Origin of the sequence: Nocardia sp. NPDC059154, assembly GCF_042755705.1 — a bacterium.
In the GTDB taxonomy this organism is placed as follows: Bacteria; Actinomycetota; Actinomycetes; order Mycobacteriales; family Mycobacteriaceae; genus Nocardia.
In genome coordinates this window covers 96,658-119,136 of sequence record NZ_JBHZCS010000011.1, presented here as the reverse complement: position 1 = coordinate 119,136, position 22,479 = coordinate 96,658, and the positions used below count along the sequence as shown (strand labels likewise).

The window sequence follows — 22,479 nt, the reverse complement described above, 5'->3', positions numbered from 1 at the left end:
GTGACGGAAAGCAAGAGCGCCGAGAGCGCGGGGCAGTCGGGCTCGCCGCCGACCGAGCGGGTCGTGGCCGTCGTGGAACTGCTCGCGGGCCGTGGTGAGCCGCTGTCGGCTTCCGAGATCGCCGGCCGCCTCGATCTCAATAGATCGACCGTGGGCCTGATCCTCGGTGCGCTCGAGAATGCCGGGTGGGTGGCGCGGCGACCGGATCGGCGCTATGAGCTCGGCGTCGGCCTGGTCGGCGTCGCCGAGGCCGTGCGGGATGCCGTACCCCTGCTGCGCGGTCACGACCGCGCCCTGCGCGCGCTGGCCGACCGTACCGGGTGCGGTGTCGCCCTTGTTCATATCGGAACCAGCGAGGCGACCATCGTTGGTATCGCGCGTGGCGACGCGGGCATACCGACCCACGTCGGCGTCGGTACTCGACTGCCGCTCGCGGCACCATTGGGTGCGACCGTCGTCGCGCACCGCCCACCCAACTTGCGTCGGGCCTGGCTCGACACCGCCGCACCCGAACTGCGAGAAGACCTTTCGGCCGCCCTCGAGAACATATTCGATACCGGCGTCGCGGTGTTCGCGCTCGGCCGCACCGATCCGCGGTTGTTCGTTCTGCTCGCGGAGATGAGCGAGGTGCTGGCCGCGCACCCTGGACGAGTCGCCCTGCGTCGTAAGGTCTTCGACATGATGACGGCACTGGCGGCCGCACCGTACGACCCGGACCGGATGGCCGCCGAAGAACCGCTGTCCATCAGCTTCATCGCGGCCCCGGTCGCCGCCGTCGGCCGCCCCGCGTACGAACTTCAACTGGGCCCCATGCGCACTGGAATCGGAAGGGCCGAGCGAGAGCGGATGGTGAGCGAATTACTCATCACGGCAAGGGAATTGGGTATGGACTGACGGTGCCGCCGCGGTCCTGCCCGGTCTATGGATGATGAGCGTCGGTCCGCGCAGGTCAGCGGAATATCAATCGTCCACGGTACAAATGAAGGGCCCCGGAGAGATTCGCTCCGGGGCCTCTTAGCTGTCCGCCTGCTCGGCGTGGTGGCCCGCAGGCCCCTGACATGGTCTGAAACGACTATGTGTCTGAAAAGCCTGCGAAACCGACCGCGAGTGGCGAGAATTGTCTATGCTGCGCAGCGGAAACGAGGACCTGCCGCCGCACCCGCCCGAAACCCCTTCGGCACCAGAGGAATTGGACAATGAGCAGGCTGGCGACAGCGTGCGCGGCGATCTTGGTTGCCGCGGGCGTCACGGTCGGGACCACGGTGGTCGGCGATGCGCGGGCGGAGACGCACGGCGCACCGCCCTGCACCCCGTATACGGCGATTCTCGCGCCGGGGACCTGGGAGACGCGTTTCGATGCGGATCCGATGGTGCCGGTCGGCATGCTCAGGCCGATCGGCGATGGGCTGCAACGGCAGTACGGCAGTGACATCACCGTGCTCTACGCCCCGTATGCGGCGAGCGCTTTCGATCAGGGGCTGAGCTATGCGCAATCCCTGAGCACCCTCGAATCCCGGCTGCACCAGATGGCGAGCAGCCTGTGCGGTTCGACGCGAGTCTTCCTTGCCGGGTACAGCCAGGGTGCGGACGGGATCGGCGATTTCGCGACCGAGATCGGCAATGGCGAGGGGCCGATCAGCGCCGATCGGGTGGTCGGAGTGGGGCTGCTGGCCGATCCGCATCGTGATCCGAGAACCACACTCTCGCTGGGCGACCCGCAACCCGGTCACGGCATCGCCGGGACGCGGAGTCAGGACTTCGGTGCGCTGACCGATCGGGTGCGCACCCTGTGCGTCGAAGGTGACCTGTACTGCTCGCTCAATGCCGCCACGTCCCCGTTCCTGTTTGCGCTCGGCCGGGTGCTCAGCGGTGACTCCGCGATGATCGCATCGCTGATTCCCGCGGGCACGGATCCCGGCACACTCCTCGCGCAGGCCGTGAAGGTCGGCGCCGGCTGGACGGCGACCGCGGCGAACCTGCCCGCCATTCTCCACAGCCTCACCAACCTCCCCGATCTGATCCAAGCGGGCGATATCAGTGGCGCGCACGAGATCGCGAGCAACCTCAATATGGCCCTGGCTCCGATGGTCCAGGCGGCCGCGGGCGTGGACCTGCCTCTCATCGGCTCGGTCATCCGGGCGGCCGCGGCCATCGACCCGTCGGGCTGGACCGCCGTTGCCAGCGTGATCGCCGATGCCCTGACCCAGATCGATATCCTGCGGATCGCGGGGAATGTCGGCCACATGCAGGAAACCCTCTGGCGCGCAGTCGAATCCCTCACCCGCAACGACGCGTCCGGCGCCGCTGCCGAAGTGGCGACCCTCGCCCCGGCCGGACTCGATCTGGCCGGCTCCGTTCTCGGCCCCCTCACCAACGCCGTACGGGGTGATCTCCGCGTCGCCGCGCAAACCCTGCTCAGCATCGGCGGTATCGACAGCATCAACGATCTGCTGGAACTGAGCCGCCAGGGTGTCGACATGGCCACCTTCTACGCCTCGAAGGCGCACGTCGACTACGGCGACGACGCACAGATACTCCTGGGCTTCCTGGGCTCCCTGGCTGCTTGACAGGACGCCGCTCCCCGCCCCGGAACCCCTGGTTCCGGGGCTGCCCGCGTTGGGGCGGGTTAGGATCTGTGATTCATGGACCGGTGGGGAGCCGGACCTGAGGGGGAGCGAAACATGGTGACTACCACCGATATACCCGTGATCGGCCGCAGGGAGCGCAACCGGCAGCGGGTCCGTGCCCGGATCTACACGTCCGCGCTGGAGTTGTTCGCCGAAAAGGGCTACGACGCAACGACAATCGACGAGATATCGGAACGCGCGGACGTGTCGCGCGGCACCTTCTTCAATCACTTCCCGCGCAAGGAAGACCTCATCACCGAGTGGGCCGAGGACCGGCGCCGCACACTGATGGACCGGATCGAGCAGCCACTCGGGACCGGGGCGAGCGACACCGGCGCGCTGCTGCACCGGTGCATGGCCGGTCTCGCCCAGCTCAGCGAGGCGCAGCGCGGAGTCACCGAGATCATGCTGACGGCGTGGGTGAAGACGGGCCGGCCCCTCACCGAAGAGCCGTACACCGCCGAGGTTTTCGCGCGAATCATCGACATGGGCGTCCGGCGCGGCGACATCGACTCACGCGTGGATCCGGTCCTGCTGGGGAACCTCCTCCGCGACGCCTACCTCGGGGTCGTGTACCGCTGGGCACGCCACACGACCGACCAGGAGCGGATAGCCGGCGAACTGCGCGACGTACTCGACGTCATCCTGCGCGGTGTCGCAACCCCGACCGCGACGCCGGCAGTCCGCTGACGCCGTCGCCGCTCGGCGCGCTGCAGACCCTGACCGACGACATCGACAAGGTCGCCGAGACCGAGAACGATTGGCCCGCAGCGTGACCGAACCCGCCGACTTACCGTGAATGTGATCTGGACGCCATTCGTGGTCGAGTCATGCGGATCGAATCATGCACATTGGCACGAAATGTCCCCTAGCAGGCGCGTTCCATCCCCGTCCCGCCGTCGGAACACCGATAGATTTGCCCGGTCCGGGCCCAACGAGGGGTGGGTCCGCACATACCTTGGAGCGGACGCGGAATGGAGGCTCGATGCCCAGCGGGGCGATGCGGGAGAGGATCGCGGGACTCATGGCCCGGCGCCCGCTGACCCCGCTGCCGCTCGCCCGGCTGCAACGCAACACCACGAGGAGACATCACCCATGGAGCGTTTCGACAAGGGGCGCCGGGAGTTCGCGGCGCTGATCGGCGCGGACGCCGATGTGGCACAGGCCGAACTGCGCCGCCGCTCACCGTATCTGTTCGACGCGATGATCGAGGGCGCGTTCGGCGGCGCCCTGGCCCGCCCGGAACTCAGCCGCGCCCGGCGCGAACTGGCCACCGTCTCGATGCTGATCGCCCTGGGCGACACCGAGCGGCAACTGGCCACCCACGTGCGGGCCGCCCTGCGCAATGGACTCGAGGCCGCGGAACTGATCGCCCTCGCCGAGCACGCCTCGGTGTACGCGGGATTCCCGCGCGCCCTCAACGGTCTGGCCATCATCGACGAGGTGCTGGCCGAGGCGGGCCTGGACCGTCCCGCCGAGCTGCGCCGGGTCACGCTCGCCGATCACGAGACGGTGGTGGCGCAGCGCGGCGCGGACGGCCCCGCGGTGCTGCTGGTCCACGCCCTCGGACTGGACTGGCGGATGTGGGACGAGGTCATGCGCCAACTATCCAGCGGCCGAACGGTATTCGCCTACGACATCCGCGGGCACGGCTGGGCCGCGGGCGCGCCCAGCCCGCACACCATGACCCAGGCCGGTGCGGATCTGCTCGGGGTCATGGACGCGCTCGGTCTGGAGACGGCACACGTGGTGGGCCTGTCCTACGGCGGCGGCATCGCGCAGACCGCCGCGGTGGCCGCGCCGGAGCGCTTCGCCTCGCTGACCCTGGCGGCCACCACCGACTTTCCCTTCGACGCGTTCGAGAACCGCGCCCGATCCGGTGCGGCGGACGGCATGCCCGCCCAGGTCGCGCCCTCGCTCACCCGCTGGTTCACGCCCGAATTCGTGGCCGAGAACCCGTGGCCGGTCCGCTACGCGCGCGAGCAGATTCTGCGTGGCAACCCGGTCGACTGGGCCGCCGCCTGGCGCGCCTTCAGCGGTCTCGATGTACAGAACCGGTTGTCGGACTTCACTTCTCCGGTGCTCGTCCTCGCCGGCGAGCGTGACGCCTCGACCACGCCCGCGATGATGAAGGGGGTCGCCGAACGCATCCCCGTGGCCGAGTACCGCGAACTGCCCGGCGCCCCGCACATGCAGACCCTGGAGCAGCCCGCGCTGGTCGCCGCGGCGCTCGACGACTTCCTGCCCGCAGACCGCTGACGGCCCTCAGGCCAGGGCGCTGCCCCGCTGCCAGTCCGGCCAGAGGATGGTCCAGTCACCGCCCTGCCCGATGTCGAGCGGATCGCCGCCGGTATTGCGGACCTCGACCACATCGCCGGGGTTGGCGAAGTCGAAGAACCAGGCGGCGTCCGCGGGACTGAGGTTGAGGCAGCCGTGCGAGACGTTGGTATTGCCCTGCGCCCAGACCGTCGCGGCGAGTTCGTGCAGGTAGATGCCGTCGTGGCTGATGCGGACGGCATTTCTGATGTTTTCGCGGTAGCCGAGGCCGGAGTTGACGGGCAGTCCGTAGCTGGAGGAGTCCATGCTGACGACGCTGTTCTTGTCGAGCACGGTGTAGACCCCGGGATGGGTCCAGAACGACAACACCCGCCCGCCCACCACCGCGGTACCGCCCCGGCCCATGGACGTGGGCATGGTGCGAACCAGGTTGCCGTTCTCGAAGACCTCGATGTGCTTGGTGTTGTCGTCGGCGATGGCGATGTGGGAGGGGCCGATCACCACGGAGGCCCGCTGGTCGTCCCGGCCGTACACGCCGTCGCCGAGGCGGGTGCCGAACAGGTTCGCCGCGACCGTGATCCGGGTGCCGGGAGTGTGATAGTTCTCCGGACGCCAGTGCGCATTGCGGTCGTCGAGCCAGTACCACGCGCCCGGCACGTGGGGCTCGGTGGTGACCCGGAAGGTGCGTTCCGCGGCGGCGCGGTCGACGGCCTCGTCGAAGTGCGCGACCAGCACCAGGCCGATGCCGTAGGTTTCGCCGTCCTGGATGTCGAGGAGATTGTTCGAGCGGAAGGAGACGCTGGTCAGCGTGTCGGGCCGGACAGTGGTGAAGACGGCGGTGGTGTCGACGTCTCCGGTCTCGCCGTTGGCCACCACCGACGCCGTATAGGTGTGGCCGTAGCCGAGTGGTTCGGAACTGATCCAGGCCAGGCGATCCACGGAGAGCGTGCCCGGTAGCGGCCGACCGGTTTCGTCGATCCAGGAGACCGAGGTCAAGGTCCCGTTGAGCACACCGACCCGGCCGAGTTGGCGCGGACTCAACTCACGCCCGGCGGCCACGGGCGGAAACACGATGGCCGCTGGCCGCGAGGCGCGCGGGAGCAGCCCGTTGCCCCGGTACGGCACGCTGCCGGCGACGAACAGGCCGCCCAGCCCCACGATCCCGGTCAATACCTGACGACGTCGCAACCCCAACGCGCGCTCCCTTCGACCTGATCCCGGACCCGGCTCGATCGTGTCAGCATCGCCCTGCCGGCCAACAAGATCACGGCGCCGGACGGGATCTCCACCGTTCCGTCGCGCAACCGACACCTGGCGGCAATCGAGCGGGAGCGTTCAGCGGGCCGGTATCACTTCAGCGTCGCGTGATCACTTCAGCGTCGCGTGCATGAGGTAGACGTTGTAGCTGTTCCAGGTGGAGATGGTGAAGTAGAGGTCCTTGGCGGTGGACCAGGGGTGGATGAAGCCGCCGTAGGCGGTGGGGTAGTCGTCGGTGCTGAGCAGCGGGGTCGGATCCGACCAGGTGCCCTGGGGTTCGGCGGCGGTGCGGAGGACGATCTGGTTGCGGGTGACGTCGAGGTAGACCATCCGCCACTGGTTCGACTCGGGGTCGTAGTGGATGGACAGTTCGCTGGCGGTGCCGGAAACCAGTGGGGTGGCGAGCAATTCGTTGGGGCCGTCGGCGGGGGTCCAGGTGCCGTCGATCCAGTACTGGTAGGCCGACTTGTTCAGGACCTGGTCGGCGGGGACGCGGGCGAGGCCGATGACGCCGAGGCGGCCGTTGGGTGTGCCGAACATGTAGACGTAGTCGCCGTGCGGAACCATGGTGGCGACCTGGAAGCGGCCGAGCCCGAACAGATTGTCCCAGCGGGCCCACTGCGATTTGGTCCAGGTGCGGCCGTTGTCGTCGGACCAGGCGATGCCGCCGAGGTTGGTCGACCACATGCCGGGGATCTTGGACCAGTGGTTGACCGACATGTAGGTCAGGTACTGACGGTCGCCGACGGCGAATCCCGAGGTGGGGATGGTGGTGGTCTCGAAGTTCTTGATCTTGCGGCTGTCGAGCAGTTCGGCGGCGTGGCAGCGGCTGTTCTGCACGAAGTCGTCCAGGATCAGACCCTGCGACAGATCGCGAGTGCTGCTGTAGGCCAGCACATTGCTGCGCCAGTCCTGCTGGTCGGTGCCGGCGCCGGTGGGTTTCCAGCCCTTGCCGAAGGTGTCGCCGAACATGACGGCGACCTGGCCGGGCTTGGTCTCCCACATGAGCCCGAGGTCGGTGCCGTCGACCGACCAGCGCATATCGGTGCGATTGACCGAACCCTGTCCGGTGACCTGGTTGACCAGCTGGACCGAATCCACCTGCGGCGCGGCCACCGGCGCGGCCACGGGTGCGGGCGTGGCGGACTGGACGGCCGCGGTGGGTGCGGCCTGGGGTTCGGGTGGCTCCCCGCCCGGCACCACGATCGGGATGGGTTCGGGCTCGGTGGTGATCTCTACCTGCGGCAGCGACGCGCTGCCGCCGCCGAGCTGATTCGCCGGGGCCGGGACGGTGTCGCGGATGTCCGGGCACGGGTTGGCGCAGGGATCGGATGGCAGCACGACCGGATCGACACGGGTGTTGTCGGGCTTCGGGCCGGGCACCTGGACGGTGACGATCTGGGGCACCGGCACCGGGACCTTGATGGTCTGATTGCCCTGCGGCTGGGCGCCATTCGGGTCCGCTCGGCGGTCCAGCGGATCGAACCCGGTCTCGCCGCAGCTGTTCACCGGCGCGGGCGCCCAGGGATGCGGCGCGGCCCCGGCGGGCGGCGCGGGCAGCAGCATCGCGCCCAGTGCGACGACGCCCGAGAGTGCGGGCGCCGCAGGGAATCCGGAATGACTCGACCAGCGGCGGGATCGAATTCCCATGTGGTGTGCGGCTCCTCGTCCAAGATCGGCTGACTCAACCTAGTCCGGTTCCGCCCGCTGCGCGTAGCGGCACGAACCGGTCAGGGTATCGGTCGTTCCGGGCCGTCGCCGCCGACGCCGGTGGCAGCGGCGCGTCGCCGGGGCGGCAGACTGAGCGGTAATGAAGCTGCCTGATCTTCCCGACCTCCCCGTACGCCCGGCGCTGGACCGCATCACGGCCACCCTGGGCGAGTGCGGGACCGCCGTGCTGGTCGCGCCGCCCGGAACCGGCAAGACGACGCTGGTTCCGCTGGCCCTGGCCGCGGCCACCGGCGGACGGGTGGTGGTGGCGGAGCCGCGCCGGCTGGCAGCGCGGGCGGCGGCCGCGCGAATGGCGGCGCTGCTGGGCGAGCGGGTCGGAGAGACCGTCGGGTATGCGGTGCGCGGAGACCGGAAGGTGGGGGCCGGGACTCGGATCGAGGTGGTGACCTCCGGGCTGCTGGTGCGGCGGCTGCAGAACGATCCGGAGCTGGCCGGGGTCTACGCGGTCGTCATGGACGAGTGCCATGAACGGCACCTGGACGCGGATCTGCTGCTGGCCCTGCTCCTGGATGCCCGGGCCGGGCTGCGGCCGGACCTGCGGGTGCTGGCGACCTCGGCGACCGTTGCGGCGGAACGGCTTTCGGCGCTGCTGGGCGGGGAGGGGGAGCCCGCCGCGCCGGTGCTGGAGGTGCGGGGCCGGGCCTATCCGGTCGAGCTGGAGTACGTGCCGCCGGCCGCCCGGGAGCGGATCGAGCAGCAGGTGGCGCGGGTGACCCGCCAGGCATTGGCGGGCAGCGCGGGCGATGTGCTGGTCTTCCTGCCCGGGGCGGGGGAGATCCGCCGGACCGCCGACCTGTTGTCGGGACTGCCCGAGGTGGACGTGCTGCCCTTGCATGGCAGGTTGTCCGCCGCGGCCCAGGACGCGGCGCTGCGGCCGGGCGCGCGGCGGCGGGTGGTGCTGTCCACGGCGGTGGCCGAATCCAGCCTGACCGTGCCGGGGGTGCGGGCGGTGGTGGACTCGGGACTGGCGCGGGTGCCGCGCATCGATCATCGGCGCGGGCTGTCCGGGCTTGCGACCGTGCGGGTTTCGGCCGCGGTGGCCGAGCAGCGGGCCGGACGCGCGGGCCGCGAAGGCCCGGGGTGGGCGTGGCGGTGCTGGCCGGAATACGAGCACGCGACCCTGCCCCCGTACCCGGAACCGGAGATCCGCACCGCCGATCTGACCCGGCTGGCCCTGGAATTGGCGTGCTGGGGCACCGTCGACGGGCAGGCGCTGGCCTGGTGGGATGCCCCGCCGGCGGGTGGTCTGGCGGCGGGGCGGGCGGTGCTGCGGGCGCTCGACGCGGTGGATGACCATGGGGCGGTGACGGATCGGGGACGGCGCATGGCGGCCGTCGGATTGCATCCGCGCCTGGCGCGCGCACTGCTCGACGGGGCGCGCGAGGTGGGGGCGCGGGCGGCGGCCGAGGTGGTCGCGCTACTCGATGACGATTCCCTCGCTCCCGGTATCGATCTGGCCGCGGCACTGCGGAGCCTGCGCGGCGACCGGCCCGCCCGCTGGCAGCGGGAGGCGCAGCGGCTGGCGAAACTCGTCGAGGGCGACGGCGTGGACGACCCGGCTCTCGTTGCGGCACTGGCCTATCCGGAACGGCTGGCCCGCCGCCGGGCCCCCGGTTCGGCCAGTTACCTGATGGCGGGCGGCACCGCGGTGACCCTGCCACCGGGCAGCGGGCTGGGCGATGCCGAATGGCTCGCCATCGCGGTGGCCGGGCGCGACCCGGGTCAGGCCGAGGGACGAATCCGATTGGCCGCCAAGGCCGATGAGCAGCTCGCCCGGCAGGCCGCCGCGAACCTCCTGGAGACCGTCGACGAGGTCGATTGGGCCGACGGTGATCTGGTGGCCCGCCGGGTGCGGCGCCTCGGCGCGATCGTGCTGTCGGAGCAGCCGCTCAGGGAACCGGATCCGAGCCTGGTGTCGGCCGCCCTGCTGCGCGGACTGCGCGCCACCGGCCTGGACCTGCTGCGCTGGGACGAGGATGCCCGCAGCCTGCGGCAGCGCCTGGACTTCCTGCACCACACCCTCGGCGCGCCCTGGCCCGCCGTCGATGACGCCACCCTGCTGGCCGACGCCGAAACCTGGCTCGCCCCAGAACTTTCCACCGCCCGCCGCCGTGCCGACCTGGAGCGCGCCGATGCGGGTCAGGCCCTGCGCCGCCTGCTCCCGTGGCCCGAGGCCGCACGCCTGGACGAGCTCGCCCCGGAACGCCTGGAGGTTCCCTCCGGCAGCCGCGTCCGCCTCGACTACTCCACGGACCCGCCGGTGCTCGCGGTCAAGGTGCAGGAGATCTTCGGCTGGACCGAGCCTCCCCGCCTGGCCGGCGGCCGCGCCTCGATCCTGCTGCACCTGCTGTCCCCGGCCCAGCGCCCGGTGGCCGTCACCGCCGACCTGCCGTCCTTCTGGCGCACCGGCTGGCCCCAGGTCCGCGCCGACCTGCGCGGCCGCTACCCGAAACACTCCTGGCCCGAGGACCCCACCACGGTCACCGCCCATCGCGGCACCGCCCGCAACGCCAATCGCTCCGGCTGACCGGGGCCCATCGCTCCGACTGACGGTGGCTGACCGGACCGGGCGGCGACGGCCGATCGCTGCGGGTAGCGGTGTCCCGCCGGACCGGGTGGCGGGAGCGAGACTTCAAGGGCAGCATGCGGAATAGCCGGTGACGTCCGGGTGCTGCAAGGCGGTGCGTCCGGCGTTCGGATGATGTGGTTCGACCCGCCGGTGAGCAGGCGGAGAGGGAGTGTGGCGGCATGCGTGCGATTCGATTCGACGAATTCGGTGGACCGGAGGTGCTGCGGTCGGTGGAGCTCGCGGTGCCGGAGCCGGGGGCCGGGCGGGTATCCATCGATGTGGCCTATGTCGGAGTGAATTTCGCCGATCTGCAGGCGCGGGCCGTGGGCTATCGGGTGCCGGGGCTGCCGTTCGTGCCGGGCTTGGAATTGTCCGGGCGGGTCCGGGCCGTGGGCGAGGGTGTCGAGGGTTTGAGCGTCGGCCAGCCGGTGTCCGCCATCACCGACGGCGGCGCGTACGCCGATGTCGCGGTCGTCTCGGCCGCGACGGTGTTCCCGGTGCCGGAGGGCGTCGATCTGCGCACCGCCGCAACGCTTCCCACGGTGCTGCCGACCGCCTACGCCCTGGTGCACACCGTCGGCCGCCTGCAGCCCGGGGAGACCATGCTGGTGCAGGCCGCGGCGGGCGGCGTCGGCACGGTGGTCGCGCAGATCGCCAAGCTCGCGGGCGCGGGCGCGGTGTACGGCGTGGTGTCCAGCCCGGCCAAGGCCGAGTACGCCCGCGAATACGGTTATGACGCAGCATTTCTGAACGAATCCTTCGACGCGGAGGTCGCCGCCGCCACCGGCGGTCGCGGCGTGGACCTCGCGCTGGAGTCCATCGGCGGTGAAACCCTGCGCCGCACACTGGATTCCCTGGCCCGCTTCGGCCGCCTGGTCTCCTTCGGCAATGCGGGCGGTGCGGGCCCGTGGCAGGTCGGCGCGCCCGACCTCTACCCGCAGGGCCGCTCGGTGGCCGGGTTCTCCATTCTCGGCCTGAGCGTCGAGGCCCCGGACGTTCTGCACGAGATCGCCTCGCACGCCTTCGAATTGGCCACCTCCGGCAAGGTACGGCTGCCCATCACCGCCGAGTTCCCGCTCGCCGAGGCCGCGGACGCGCACCGGCTGATGGCAGGTCGCTCCTCGACCGGCAAGCTGGTGATCGCCGTCAACCCGGAGTAACGCCCGGCCCGCCTACTGCCCGTTCTTCTCCGGTGCGAGGTTCTCGGCAGCCGTGACGCGACCGGATTCGATGGCGGCGAGCAGGGATTCGCGATCGGCCGACGTCTGATCGGCGTAGGCCAGCGCGAAGGCCCCGATCGCCTGGTCGAAGACGTCGTTGCTGCCGAGATACGCGGCGATGGCCACCCGATCTCCCGATCGCGCGTGGCCACGCGCCAGCGTGTGCCCGCACAGGCCGGCGTACTGCCGCAGCTGCGCCGCCGACATCTCGTCGATGACCAAGGAGCCCTTCATGTCTCGCAGCTGCCGCCAGTAGTAGAACAGCCCATCGGGGCCGGTCGCCCAGCCCAGGAAGATGTCACCGGCCGACTGGGTGAGCCGCTGCCCGTGCACCACCCGGTGCCCCTGATGCTGGAACTTGCTGCTCCGCAGGTGCGCGGCCAGTACCGAGTTCTCGGCCTGCTTCACCTGGAGGAAGAGCGGATCGCCGGTATTGCGCCCGGTCAGCAGCGCGATGAAGCAGCGCGTGCCCACGCTGCCCACGCCCACGACTTTCATGGCGATATCCCGCAATTCGTACCGATCCAGCAGCACCCGGCGCTCCTCCGGCAGCGTGTCCCGGTAGTTCGAGAGCACCGAGAGCAGTTCGGTGTGCAGCTCTCTCGGTACCGGTCTGAGCAGCGGCGGATCGGCCTTGATGCGCGGCACGCCATCGGGCCCGGGTTCGGTGAGCTTGTCCAGCGCCTGCAGGCTGGTGCGCGCCCGCGCCCGGCTGATCACCTTCTCGGTCTGCTTGCGGTCGTGCGGGCGCAGCAGCTCGGCGACCCGTTCGGCGTCCACCATCTCGTACCAGACGTCGGTCTCGCCCAGACCCGCCAGCCGCACCATGGCCTCGCGATAGGCCTGCGCCGCCGCGGCCGCCGCCCCGCTCGCCTCGGCGTCGTCGCACCCATTGGCCCGCGCCGCCACCGCCACGCTGGCCGCCAGCCGCTTCACATCCCATTCGAACGGCCCGGGCAGGGTCTCGTCGAAGTCGTTGACGTCGAACACGAGTGACCGTTCCGGCGAGGCGAACAAGCCGAAGTTCGACAGGTGCGCGTCCCCGCACAACTGCACGGTGAGCCCGGTGTTCGGCCCGCTCGCCAGATCGGCCGCCATGATCGCCGGCGCACCCCGATAGAACGGGAACTGCCCGGCCGCCATGCGCGCGTACCGGATCTCCACCAGCTCGGGCACCCGGGTCGCGGCCTGACGCTCCAGCACCGCTATCGGATCCTCCCGATCCGCCGCGGGCTTCCACTCACCGAGCGATCGCCGTGGCACCTGCTTCCGCGCGGCCCGCCCGGCCTCCGCCGCCCCGTTACCGCCCGCCGCCGACTCCGCCTCCGATGTCGCCATGGGAGGACTCTAGTTCGACCGCAAGCGGATTCCCAGGACACCGCCGGCGACAGTGCCGATGCCGCGCGACGATGTGACCGCCGAGCCTTCGGTGCTGCCGGTGGTCGGTGGCCACGAAGGCGCCGCATCGTCCAGGAGGTCGGGCCCGGGGTGACCGCCCCACCGTGACCGGCCACGAGCCCGACCGCGGTATGGGTATCGCCAACGGGCTCGATCAGGTTGGCTGCCTGGCCTTCGGCGGCGATGCCTGATCGAGCCTGTGTGACCCCCTATCCGGCCGCGCCGTCGGGAGTGGGTGCGCCGAACCATCGGTGCAGCGCGTTCCGGAGGCTCTCCCGAGCTGCCGGGGTGACGTCGTCGGCCGCCCAGGCCACATAGCCGTCCGGGCGGATCAGCAGCGCCGCGGCGGGTGCGTCGGTGGCGGTGGCGGCGAGGGGCGTGATGCGGTCGGCCCAGCCCGCCACGGCGGCGACCGGATCGAGGGCGGCGTCGAAGGTCAGCAGGAGGGGCCGGGCGTCGCGCAGGAGCTCGGCGATCCGGGTTGGGCCGCCGGCTGTTTCGAGGGCGCAGTCGGGGAAGAAGTAGCCGGACAGCCGATGATCGTCGCCGACGTCGTAGCGGATGTCCGAGCCCGCCAGCAGTCCGGCGATATGGGCGGCCGCCGCCGGGAGCCGCAGCAGTTCGCCGAAAAGCTCTCGGAGAGCGGTGATTTCCGGACCGGGGGAGACCAGAGCCGCCTGCGAGAGCGAGTACATCACCACGCGCTCGGCCACCGGGTGGCGCTCGGACTCGTAGCTGTCGAGCAGGCCCTCGGGTGCCCAGCCCCGGATTTCGGCCGCGAGCTTCCATCCGAGGTTGACGGTGTCCTGCAGGCCGAGGTTCAGCCCGGGCCCGCCCATCGCCGAATGCACGTGTGCGGCATCGCCGAGCAGCAGGACGGCGCCCTGCCGGTAGTGCTGCGCCACCCGGGTGTTCTGGCCGATCGTGCGGCGCAGCGTGTGCGGACCCGGGCCGGGCGGCGGCGTGATGGGCAGCGGGGCGCCGAGAACGCGTTCGGCGCTCTCGCGCAGTTCCTCGAACGTCAGGGGTTCGTCGTCGGAAAACTGCTCGCCGCCTTGGAATTCCATGGTTCCGATGATCGGCCGTCCCGGATCGAGTTCGGCATAGATGAAGATGCCGCGTTCGAGCCGGTGATGGCCGAGCCCGAACCGGCCCACCCCGGGAATCTCGATGCCGCCGTCGCCGGAACGGAACTCGTCGGGCAGGGTGGCATGGCCGACCCGGCTGACATGACCGTCGGAGGTGATGCCCGGGAACTCGATCCCGATCCGCTTGCGCACCAAGCTCTTTCCGCCGTCCGCCCCGACCAGGAAGCGGGCGGTCAGCGGGTAGGGCCCGTCGGGCGCGGACACCGTGACCGTGACCTGGTCGCCGGCGGGTTCGATGCCGGTCAGCTCGTGTCCCCAGCGCAGGTCCACGCCGAGGTCGATGGCGCGCTTGGTGAGGATCTCCACCATCTCCGGTTGTGGCTTGAAGACGAGGTGCACCGGATTCGGTTGTACGGCAGTGAGATCCAGGGGCAGGCCGCCGAAGATGTAGCGCGGCGCCGGGGCCGGTGCGGCCGGACTGCCGCTGAACGCGCCGTACAGCCCCCGCATGTCGAGGACCCGGACCACCTGCCCGGCCAGGCCGTTGGCCTTCGGTTCGGGGCTGGGTGCGGGGAGTCGATCCAGCACGATCGGGCGGAGGCCGGCGAGTGCGAGTTCGCAGGCGAGCATCAGGCCGTTCGGCCCGGCTCCGGCAATGACGATGTCGACGGTGTTTTCGGGCATGGCAAATAAACCTCTTGTCGTTGAGGGTATTTGGAGAGAAACCGGCGAAAGCGGCGCTGCTATGCCGGTGGTTGCGGCAGGCCCGCCGCGAGCGCGGACAGGGCCTGGCGGAGCAGATGGGTGACGGGGACGGTCGGCGCCGTGCGCACATAGGCCTCGAAGGCGGCCTGCAGCGCGGCGCCGGCCGCCCCGGCCACCAGCCGCGGGTACAGATCGAGTTCCGGGTCGGTGCCGGTGCGTTCGGCGATGGCGATGATCAGGTTGTCTTCGACGCCCTTGGACAGCAGGGCCCGAGTCTCGGGGGCGGCCACCAGTTTCCGGACCTCGGCGAGCTCCGTGGGCGAGGGCAGATACCCGGGCGACTCGGCGTGTTCCGCCTCGAGTGGCTCGAGCAGTGCCGCCGTGAGCGACTCCCACAGCGGCTCGTTCGCCGGACGGGCGCGCAGAATCTCGACGGCGCTGCTGAGTCGGGCCAGCTGCCGGTAGGCGAGCGCGTCGTACTTGCCCGAGAAGTAGTTGTTGAAGGTGCGCACGGACACTCCCGCGCGGGCGGCGATGTCCTCGCGCACCACGTTCTCCAGGCCGCGCTCGAACATGAGCTGAAGTGCCGCGTCGCTCAAGGCTTTCCGGGTGTCGAGCTTCTTGCGTTCGCGGAGACCGAGGGTCTGTTCGTCCGGCATGACTCCAGTATGCGCAAAACGTGCCCAGTGGGCAATGTTTCTCGCTGGGAAAGTTTTGTAGCGACCGAAATAGTTCGGACGCCCATGGCGTTCGGACGACCGATTCAGCGTGTCGGCGGCGTGGCTTACGCTCCCGGGGATTCGGAAGGAGCGTGTCGTGCGACGAGGTTGTGGGGTGGGGCGGTGAGCAAGCGCGGCTGGCTGCTGTTCCTGGGTATGGGTGTGATCTGGGGTGTGCCGTACGCCATGATCCGGGTCGCGGTGCGGGATTTCGATCCGGTGTTCGTGGCCTTCGGGCGGACCCTCCTGGGTGCGCTGGTGCTGTTGCCCATCGCGCTGTCCACCCGGGTGCTGCGGCCGGCGCTGCGGCACTGGCGCTGGGTGCTGGTGTACACGATCGTCGAGATCACCGGTCCGTGGCTGCTCATCGGGCGCGCCGAGACCAGGCTGACCAGCTCGACGGTGGGCCTGCTGATCGCGGCGGTGCCCCTGATCGCCATCGTGCTCACCACCCGCCTCGGGCACGAACGCCTCGACCCGCGGCGCATTCTCGGCCTGGTGATCGGCTTCGCGGGCGTGACCGCCCTGGTCGGTCTGGATATCGACGTCTCGAATCTGGGTGCGCTGGCGGCCATCGGCGTGAGTGTCATCGGCTATGCGCTGGGCCCGATCATCATCGACCGCAAGCTGGCCGAGTTGCCACCGATCGGCGTGGTGACCGGGTCGCTGATCTTCGCCGCCGCCATCTATCTGCCGTTCGCGCTGTGGCGGATGCCTTCTCGCTTTCCGGCCGGAGCGAGCTGGTCGGTGGTGGGCCTGGGCCTGATCTGCACCGCGCTGGCCTTCGTGGTCTTCTTCGCCCTGATCGGCGAGGTCGGCCCGTCGCGCGCCACCGTCATCACCTACATCAATCCCGCGGTGGCACTGCTGATCGGCGTCTCGCTGCTGGACGAGCCCCTCACCGCGGGCATGGCGATCGGCTTCCCGCTGGTGATCCTGGGCTCGATCCTGGGCACCGCCCGGGCCCGGGTGCGGCCCGCGGCCGAGCCTGCGCCGGCCTAGCTGGGTCGGCCGCCGTCTTCGGCCGGCTCGGATACAGGCACAGCGGTTCTTTCGTATGCTCATTGTTAGCGAGTGGGGAGGGAAGCGCTGGACCTCGATGGTCCGGCGATGGAGGAAGGTCCTCACGGATGGACAGTCGTGAGGCTGCCGACATGGCGCGGGAATGGTCGGCGGCCCTGCTCGATTGCGATGGCGTGCCGGCATCAGTGCCGCACGACATCCGCCAGTTGACGACACAATGGATCGTCGAGCTGGAAGCTGCGTTGTCGGCCGAGTCGTTCGACCCGTCGCCCGCATACCGAGTCGGGGTCGAGATGGTCCGGTCGAACCTGACGATCCCCGCCATGATGACTCCGACCGCGGCGATGCTTGCCGGTTTGCTGGAGCGATCACGGCGGCCGGATCGGGCACAGCGGTTCGGCGCACTCCTGGGAGAGCTGGGCCGCGGCTACACAAACGAGCTGCTGGAGGTCCACGCCCGCAGTCAGAAGGTCGCTGAGCAACGCTTTCGCGCGGTGTTCGACAACGCCGCGGTGGCTATCGCGCTCTACGACCGCAACGGCATCACACTCGAGGCCAATCCCACGACGGCACGGATGGTCGGGATGAACCAGGAGGACCTGCCGGGGGTGTCCGCTCTGGACTTGATGCACCCCGACGACCGCGACGAACTCCGTCACGCGGTCGTCGGTTTGCTCAAGCGCAGAAGCGGCACCGTGCACTTCGAAGGCCGCTTCTGTCGCCCCGACGGCAGCGTCTGCTGGGGTGCATGGACGATGACGCTGGTGTGCGACGCGGACGGACGTGACGTGCGCGTGCTCGCCGTCGGGGATGACATCACCGAACGGCGGGCCATGCAGCAGAAACTGTGGTGGGAGGCCCGTCACGACCCGTTGACGGGTCTGCCGAATCGCCATTGCCTGCTCGAGCAGTTGGAGGCCATTGTGGCGGCGGCCCGTCCCGGCGATCACATCGGTTTGTGCTTCCTCGATCTCGACGCGTTCAAGAAGATCAACGATCGCTACGGCCACCACGCGGGAGACAGCGTGCTGGCCGAGGTCGGCCGCAGGCTCGACGCGACCCTGACCTCGCCGACGGTCACGCCGGCCCGCATCGGAGGAGACGAGTTCGTCGCGCTGCTCGCACCGCCCTGCGACGACGACACGGCCCACGCGGCCGCCGAGACCATGCTTGCGACGCTGCGAGACCCGGTTCCGGTCGGTCCCGGCGATCTGCTGTCGATTTCGGCCAGCATCGGCGCCGTTGTCACTCCGGTTGCCGGCGCGAATGCCGAAAAGCTGTTGGACGAAGCCGATGTCGGCCTGTACCGCGCCAAAGCCGCGGGACGCGGCACCTGGGTACTGCACCGCACCGATAACGGCCCCGCAGCCAGGCAGTAGCCATGAAGCCGCCGCACGCCCGACTGGGCGGTCGGTTCTTGTCTCGGGAAGCGAACCGAGAGCCATTCGGGGATAAAGGTTTTGCCGCGATAGTGTGCAGGCATGCGGGTGGGCGGCCAAGATATGCGAGTGCGCACGAAATTCTCCAGCGAGCTGATAGCGCTGACCGATGAGCTCGCGCATATGGCGCGACTGACGCATGAGGCTTCCGAACGGGCCGCGGCGGCGCTCCTCGGCAGCGACCTGACCGCCGCCTACGAGGTGTTCGCGCTCGAAGAGCAGGTGGAGATCGAGCACGCGAAATGTGAGGACCGGTCGGTCATTCTGCTCGCCCTGGAGGCGCCGGTTGCCCGCGACCTGCGCCAGGTGGTGACGGCCATGCAGATCGCCGACGACCTGCTGGCGGTCAGCCGCGCCCTGAGCCGGGTGGCCGATGTGGTGGTGCGCCGCTACCCGAATGCGGTGGCCCCGCAGCACGTTCTCGACCTGCTCGCGGAAATGTCCGCCGCGGTCACCGATCTCACCGATCTGGCGGGCAAAGTGATTGCGGCACAGAACCCGCCGCGCGATCGCGCCCTGGTGCCGCGCGACGAGAACCTGGAGCGGCTGCGCGGCCGGCTGGTGGAGCTGGCGGCCGATGACGGCTGGCCGCACGGGTCGGCCATGGCCATCGATATCGCGCTGCTGGCCCACCACTTCGAGCGCGGGGCCGACCACTGCGTGCGCATCGGGCGGCTCATTCGCTTCTTCCACACCGGTATTCCGCTCTACGCGCAAACGGAGGCGTAACCGCCACCTCGTGTGAGGGGCCCCGATCGGCGGGAGTAAGCTGCCCGAATTGCTTCATGGCGAGGTCTTTTCGAGTAGCACCGCACGCACGGACAGCCGAAATCCGACAAGGGCCCCAAACATGACCAACATCTCCACCCAGACATCGGTGTCCACCCCGGCACGGGTGGCGGCGCCGGTCCGGGTCGCCCCGGCCGCCCCGGCACCGAGCGACCGGGCAGCGCCGATCGAGAGAACGCTGTCGCACCGTCAGATCATGACCATCCTGTCCGGCCTGCTGCTGGGCGTCTTCCTGGCGGCGCTGGACCAGAACATCGTGAGCGTGGCGATCGTCCGCATCGCCAACAGCCTGCACGGCTTCGACAAACAGGCCTGGGCCACCACGGCCTACCTCATCACCGCCACCATCTCGACGCCGCTCTACGGCAAGCTCGCCGACATCTACGGCCGAAAACCCTGCTACCTCATCGCCATCGGCATCTTCGTGATCGGCTCGGTGTGCTGTACCTTCGCCACCTCCATGTACCAGCTCGCGGGATTCCGTGCGCTGCAGGGCGTCGGCGCGGGCGGGCTCATGTCGCTGGCCTTCACCATCATCGGCGATATCGTGCCGCCCCGCGAAAGGGTCAGGTACCAGGGCTATTTCATGATGGTCTTCGGCATCGCCACGGTGCTGGGACCGGTACTGGGCGGCTTCTTCTCCAATGCCGACCACATTCTCGGGCTCGCGGGCTGGCGCTGGGTGTTCCTGGTGAACGTGCCGATCGGGGTGCTGGCGCTGCTGGTGGTCGGCAAGGTGCTGGACGTGCCCTTCGCCCGGCACCGCCACCGCACCGACTGGCTCGGGGCGATAACCCTTGCGGCGGGCACGGTTCCACTGCTCATCGTCGCCCAGCAGGGCCGGGACTGGGGCTGGGGCTCCCATCGTGCGCTGTTCTGCTACGGCATCGCGGCGGCCGGACTGGTGCTGTTCCTGATCGTCGAATTCCTCATGAAGGACAGCGCGCTGATTCCGCTGCGGCTGTTCACGAATCGCACCTTCAGCATCGCCATCCTCGGTGGGTTCATCGTCGGTGTCGCCATGTTCGGCGCGATCGTGCTGGTGCCGCTGTACTTCCAGGTGGTGCGCGGATATTCGCCCACGCGTTCCGGGCTCTTCATGCTGCCGCTGGTGTTGGGCATCATGCTGGGCGCGCAATTGTCCGGGCTCATCACCAAATTCACGGGGCGCTACAAGGTGCTGCCGATCCTCGGCTCGCTGGTCATCGGCGCCGGGTCGGTGCTGTTCGCGCTGGTGCACTACGACAGCCCGCTGTGGCAGCCGCTGCTGTACTGCGGCATCATCGGTTTCGGCCTCGGCGGGTGCATGCAGACGCTCATCATCGCGGCGCAGAACGCCGGGCCGCGTTCGGATATGGGTGTGTCCACCGCGTCGGCCACCTTCTTCCGGCAGATGGGCGGCACGCTCGGCGTCGCGGTCTTCCTGACCATCCTGTTCAACCTGCTGCCGCGCAAGATCCTGGCGGCCTTCGGCGGACAGCTGCCGCCGGGATTCGACGCCGGGCAGCTGGGCCGGATCCAGAGCAACACCAGCAGCATCGCGGCCCTGCCGGACCAGCTGCGCGTACCCATCCTGACCGGATTCACCCACGCCATGGGCGGGGTGTTCGTCGTGGCGGCCGCGGTGGCGGTGGTGGCGGCATTCGTGCTCATGTTCATGAAAGAGATTCCACTGCAGGATGTTCCGACGCCGGTCGTGGAGGAGATCGCCGAGCCGGAACCCGAACTCGAGCCGGAGCCGGAGCCTGAGCCGGAACTCGAGCCGGAGTTCCATTTCGCCGAGCCGTTGGGGCTGTCGGTGTCGGGGTGCGTGCACCGCGAGGACGGGCAGTCGGTGCCCGACGCAGTGCTCACCCTCATCGACCAACGCGGACGCCAGGTTTCGCGAGCCGTCGGCGAATCCGACGGCGGCTATGTCATCGGTGTCCCGCGGGCGGGCGGCTACGTGCTGATCGTGTCCGCGTTCGGTTATCAGCCCGCCGCGGTGACCGTTTCGGTCGGCAGCCGCCCACACCGCCTGGATGTGGCCCTGCTCGGATCCGGTGAGGTGTCGGGCGTGGTGCGGTCGCTGGGACGCGGTGCGCCACTGGGCGATGCGACCATCACCCTCACCGACGCGTTCGGCGACGTGGTCGGCTCGACGGTCACCACCCCGGAGGGCGATTTCATCTGCCGTGGCGTGCTGGCCGGCACCTACACGCTGGTGGCGGTGGCCGATCACATGCGTCCCTCCGCGGTCACCCTGACCGTGCCGGACAGCGGAATGCTGCGCCACGACATCGAATTGGCGCCGCGCGCGGTGCTGGCCGGATCGGCCTGCAACGACCGCGGGCACGGCGTGCCCGATGCCCAGATCACGGTGCTGGACGAGGCCGGTGATCTGATCGCCGTGACCCGCACCGACGACACCGGCCGCTACGCCGTGCCGGATCTGGCGGAGGGGCGCTACACCGTGATGGCCCGGGGATATCCGGCGGCGTTCAGCCGGGTCACGGTCGCCGACGGCGAGGTCGCCCACGATGTCCTGCTGGGCTACGAGCGGGTGGAGTCGCCCGAGCGGGAGCGCTGGGAGTCGGTGGATCGGGTCTGAGCCGGGGCCGGGAGTGGTTGCGACCGAGGATTGTTTCAATTCGCCGCGCGCCGCGGTTCCGCAGCTGTTAGGTTTCCGACTGAATACAGTCCAACATTCGGTATTGGGCTGGTTCAGGGGAGAACAGACATGAAGACCTCGCGTGCACTGCTGACCGTGGCCGCCCTCGCCGCCCTCGCCGCCCTCGTGCCCACCGCCGCCGCCCAGGCCGAACCCGCCACCCCCGACACCGGCGCAGCCGTCAACGAGTATGTGGCCCTGGGCGATTCCTGGGCCGCCGACGCCACCCTGAGCCAGCTCACCACCGCCTTCACCCCGGCGCCGTGCGTACAGAGCGTCCACAATTACGCCAAGCAGGTCGCCGCGGCCCTGGCCGTGCCGGTGTTCCGTGACGCCACCTGCGGCGGCGCGGTCACCGCCGACATGACCCGGCCGCAGCACACCGCGCTCGGCGACAATGCGCCGCAGTTCGACCGGCTGACCGAGAACACCGACCTGGTCACCCTCGAAATCGGCGGCAATGACGCGGATCTCGCGGCCACCGTCACCGACTGCATCACCCCCGACCCGGCCGTCAGCCCCTGCCTGAACGAGATGGTGGTGGGAGGCGTCGACCGGATGTCGCAGAATATCGCCCGCACCGAACCCCGGGTGGCCGCCACCATCGCCGGTATTCGCGAGCGCGCCCCGCACGCCCGCATCCTGCTGCTCGACTACTTCGAGGGCATCGGCCTCGACGGCGGCTGCTGGCCGGAGATCCCCATCTCCGACGCCGACGCCATCTGGCTGGGGCAGAAGCTGATCGAACTGCACGACATGCTCGGGCGGGTGGCCGCCGAGACCGGAGTCGAGTTCGTCGACACCTACGACGGCAGCTCCGGGCACGACGCCTGTCAGCCCGTCGGCACCCGCTGGGTGGAGGGGCTGCTGCCGTTCTCGGGCAGCCCGGTCGGGCTCGCGGTGCCGTTCCACCCCAACCAGCTCGGCGCGAACTACCAGGCGCGGCGGGTTCTGGAGACCCTCGACGCCACCTCCTGACGGGCGTAG

At 69.8% G+C, this 22,479-nt stretch carries 16 protein-coding genes; 11 read left to right on the top strand and 5 right to left on the bottom strand.

Annotated elements, in window-relative coordinates:
- The 4 genes from ACFXN1_RS12760 to ACFXN1_RS12745 all read left to right on the top strand — a co-directional run.
- Window positions 1–894: helix-turn-helix domain-containing protein (locus ACFXN1_RS12760; RefSeq protein ID WP_379463570.1), on the top strand; the 894-nt coding region annotated here is incomplete at its 5' end.
- Between the two features lie 302 nt (window positions 895–1,196).
- Complete coding sequence (locus ACFXN1_RS12755) at window positions 1,197–2,567, top strand: cutinase family protein (RefSeq protein ID WP_379437556.1); 1,371 nt, start codon at window positions 1,197–1,199, stop codon at window positions 2,565–2,567.
- Between the two features lie 114 nt (window positions 2,568–2,681).
- Entirely contained in the window at window positions 2,682–3,317 is a 636-nt protein-coding gene (locus tag ACFXN1_RS12750; RefSeq protein ID WP_379437555.1) for a TetR/AcrR family transcriptional regulator, read from the top strand.
- A gap of 405 nt (window positions 3,318–3,722) precedes the next feature.
- Entirely contained in the window at window positions 3,723–4,886 is a 1,164-nt protein-coding gene (locus ACFXN1_RS12745) for an alpha/beta fold hydrolase (protein ID WP_379437553.1), read from the top strand.
- 6 nt (window positions 4,887–4,892) lie between these two features.
- Here ACFXN1_RS12745 and ACFXN1_RS12740 read toward each other — a convergent pair whose 3' ends face one another.
- A complete protein-coding gene (locus tag ACFXN1_RS12740) occupies window positions 4,893–6,098 on the bottom strand; it encodes an Ig-like domain-containing protein (RefSeq protein ID WP_379437552.1) in 1,206 nt (401 codons plus the stop codon).
- 174 nt (window positions 6,099–6,272) lie between these two features.
- On the bottom strand, window positions 6,273–7,811 hold the full coding sequence (locus ACFXN1_RS12735; RefSeq protein ID WP_379437550.1) for a DUF4185 domain-containing protein: 1,539 nt from the start codon (window positions 7,809–7,811) through the stop codon (window positions 6,273–6,275).
- A gap of 160 nt (window positions 7,812–7,971) precedes the next feature.
- On the opposite strand from ACFXN1_RS12735, the gene hrpB reads away from it, so the two are divergent.
- A complete protein-coding gene (gene hrpB / locus ACFXN1_RS12730; protein ID WP_379437549.1) occupies window positions 7,972–10,419 on the top strand; it encodes an ATP-dependent helicase HrpB in 2,448 nt (815 codons plus the stop codon).
- A 221-nt stretch (window positions 10,420–10,640) separates the two neighbouring features.
- Window positions 10,641–11,621 carry a zinc-binding alcohol dehydrogenase family protein gene (locus ACFXN1_RS12725; RefSeq protein WP_379437547.1) on the top strand — a complete coding sequence of 327 codons (981 nt, stop codon included), beginning with the start codon at window positions 10,641–10,643 and terminating at the stop codon, window positions 11,619–11,621.
- A 12-nt stretch (window positions 11,622–11,633) separates the two neighbouring features.
- Here ACFXN1_RS12725 and ACFXN1_RS12720 read toward each other — a convergent pair whose 3' ends face one another.
- From ACFXN1_RS12720 to ACFXN1_RS12710, 3 genes are all read right to left on the bottom strand, one after another.
- Window positions 11,634–13,019, bottom strand: a complete 1,386-nt coding sequence (locus ACFXN1_RS12720; RefSeq protein ID WP_379437545.1) for a DUF2252 domain-containing protein — start codon at window positions 13,017–13,019, stop codon at window positions 11,634–11,636.
- A gap of 269 nt (window positions 13,020–13,288) precedes the next feature.
- On the bottom strand, window positions 13,289–14,851 hold the full coding sequence (locus ACFXN1_RS12715; protein ID WP_379437544.1) for an FAD-dependent monooxygenase: 1,563 nt from the start codon (window positions 14,849–14,851) through the stop codon (window positions 13,289–13,291).
- 59 nt (window positions 14,852–14,910) lie between these two features.
- Window positions 14,911–15,531: a TetR/AcrR family transcriptional regulator gene (locus tag ACFXN1_RS12710; protein WP_379437542.1), complete on the bottom strand. Its 621-nt coding sequence runs from the start codon at window positions 15,529–15,531 to the stop codon at window positions 14,911–14,913.
- A 183-nt stretch (window positions 15,532–15,714) separates the two neighbouring features.
- Between ACFXN1_RS12710 and ACFXN1_RS12705 the strand changes: the two genes are divergently transcribed.
- The 5 genes from ACFXN1_RS12705 (at window position 15,715) to ACFXN1_RS12685 (ending at window position 22,470) form a co-directional block, all read left to right on the top strand.
- A complete protein-coding gene (locus tag ACFXN1_RS12705) occupies window positions 15,715–16,593 on the top strand; it encodes a DMT family transporter (RefSeq protein ID WP_379427148.1) in 879 nt (292 codons plus the stop codon).
- Window positions 16,594–16,745: 152 nt separating this feature from the next.
- On the top strand, window positions 16,746–17,993 hold the full coding sequence (locus ACFXN1_RS12700) for a diguanylate cyclase domain-containing protein (RefSeq protein ID WP_379437540.1): 1,248 nt from the start codon (window positions 16,746–16,748) through the stop codon (window positions 17,991–17,993).
- 129 nt (window positions 17,994–18,122) lie between these two features.
- Window positions 18,123–18,782, top strand: a complete 660-nt coding sequence (locus tag ACFXN1_RS12695; protein WP_379401770.1) for a phosphate uptake regulator PhoU — start codon at window positions 18,123–18,125, stop codon at window positions 18,780–18,782.
- A 121-nt stretch (window positions 18,783–18,903) separates the two neighbouring features.
- Entirely contained in the window at window positions 18,904–21,432 is a 2,529-nt protein-coding gene (locus tag ACFXN1_RS12690; RefSeq protein WP_379437539.1) for an MFS transporter, read from the top strand.
- A gap of 129 nt (window positions 21,433–21,561) precedes the next feature.
- Window positions 21,562–22,470: an SGNH/GDSL hydrolase family protein gene (locus tag ACFXN1_RS12685; protein ID WP_379437537.1), complete on the top strand. Its 909-nt coding sequence runs from the start codon at window positions 21,562–21,564 to the stop codon at window positions 22,468–22,470.
- Window positions 22,471–22,479 lie beyond the last annotated feature (9 nt).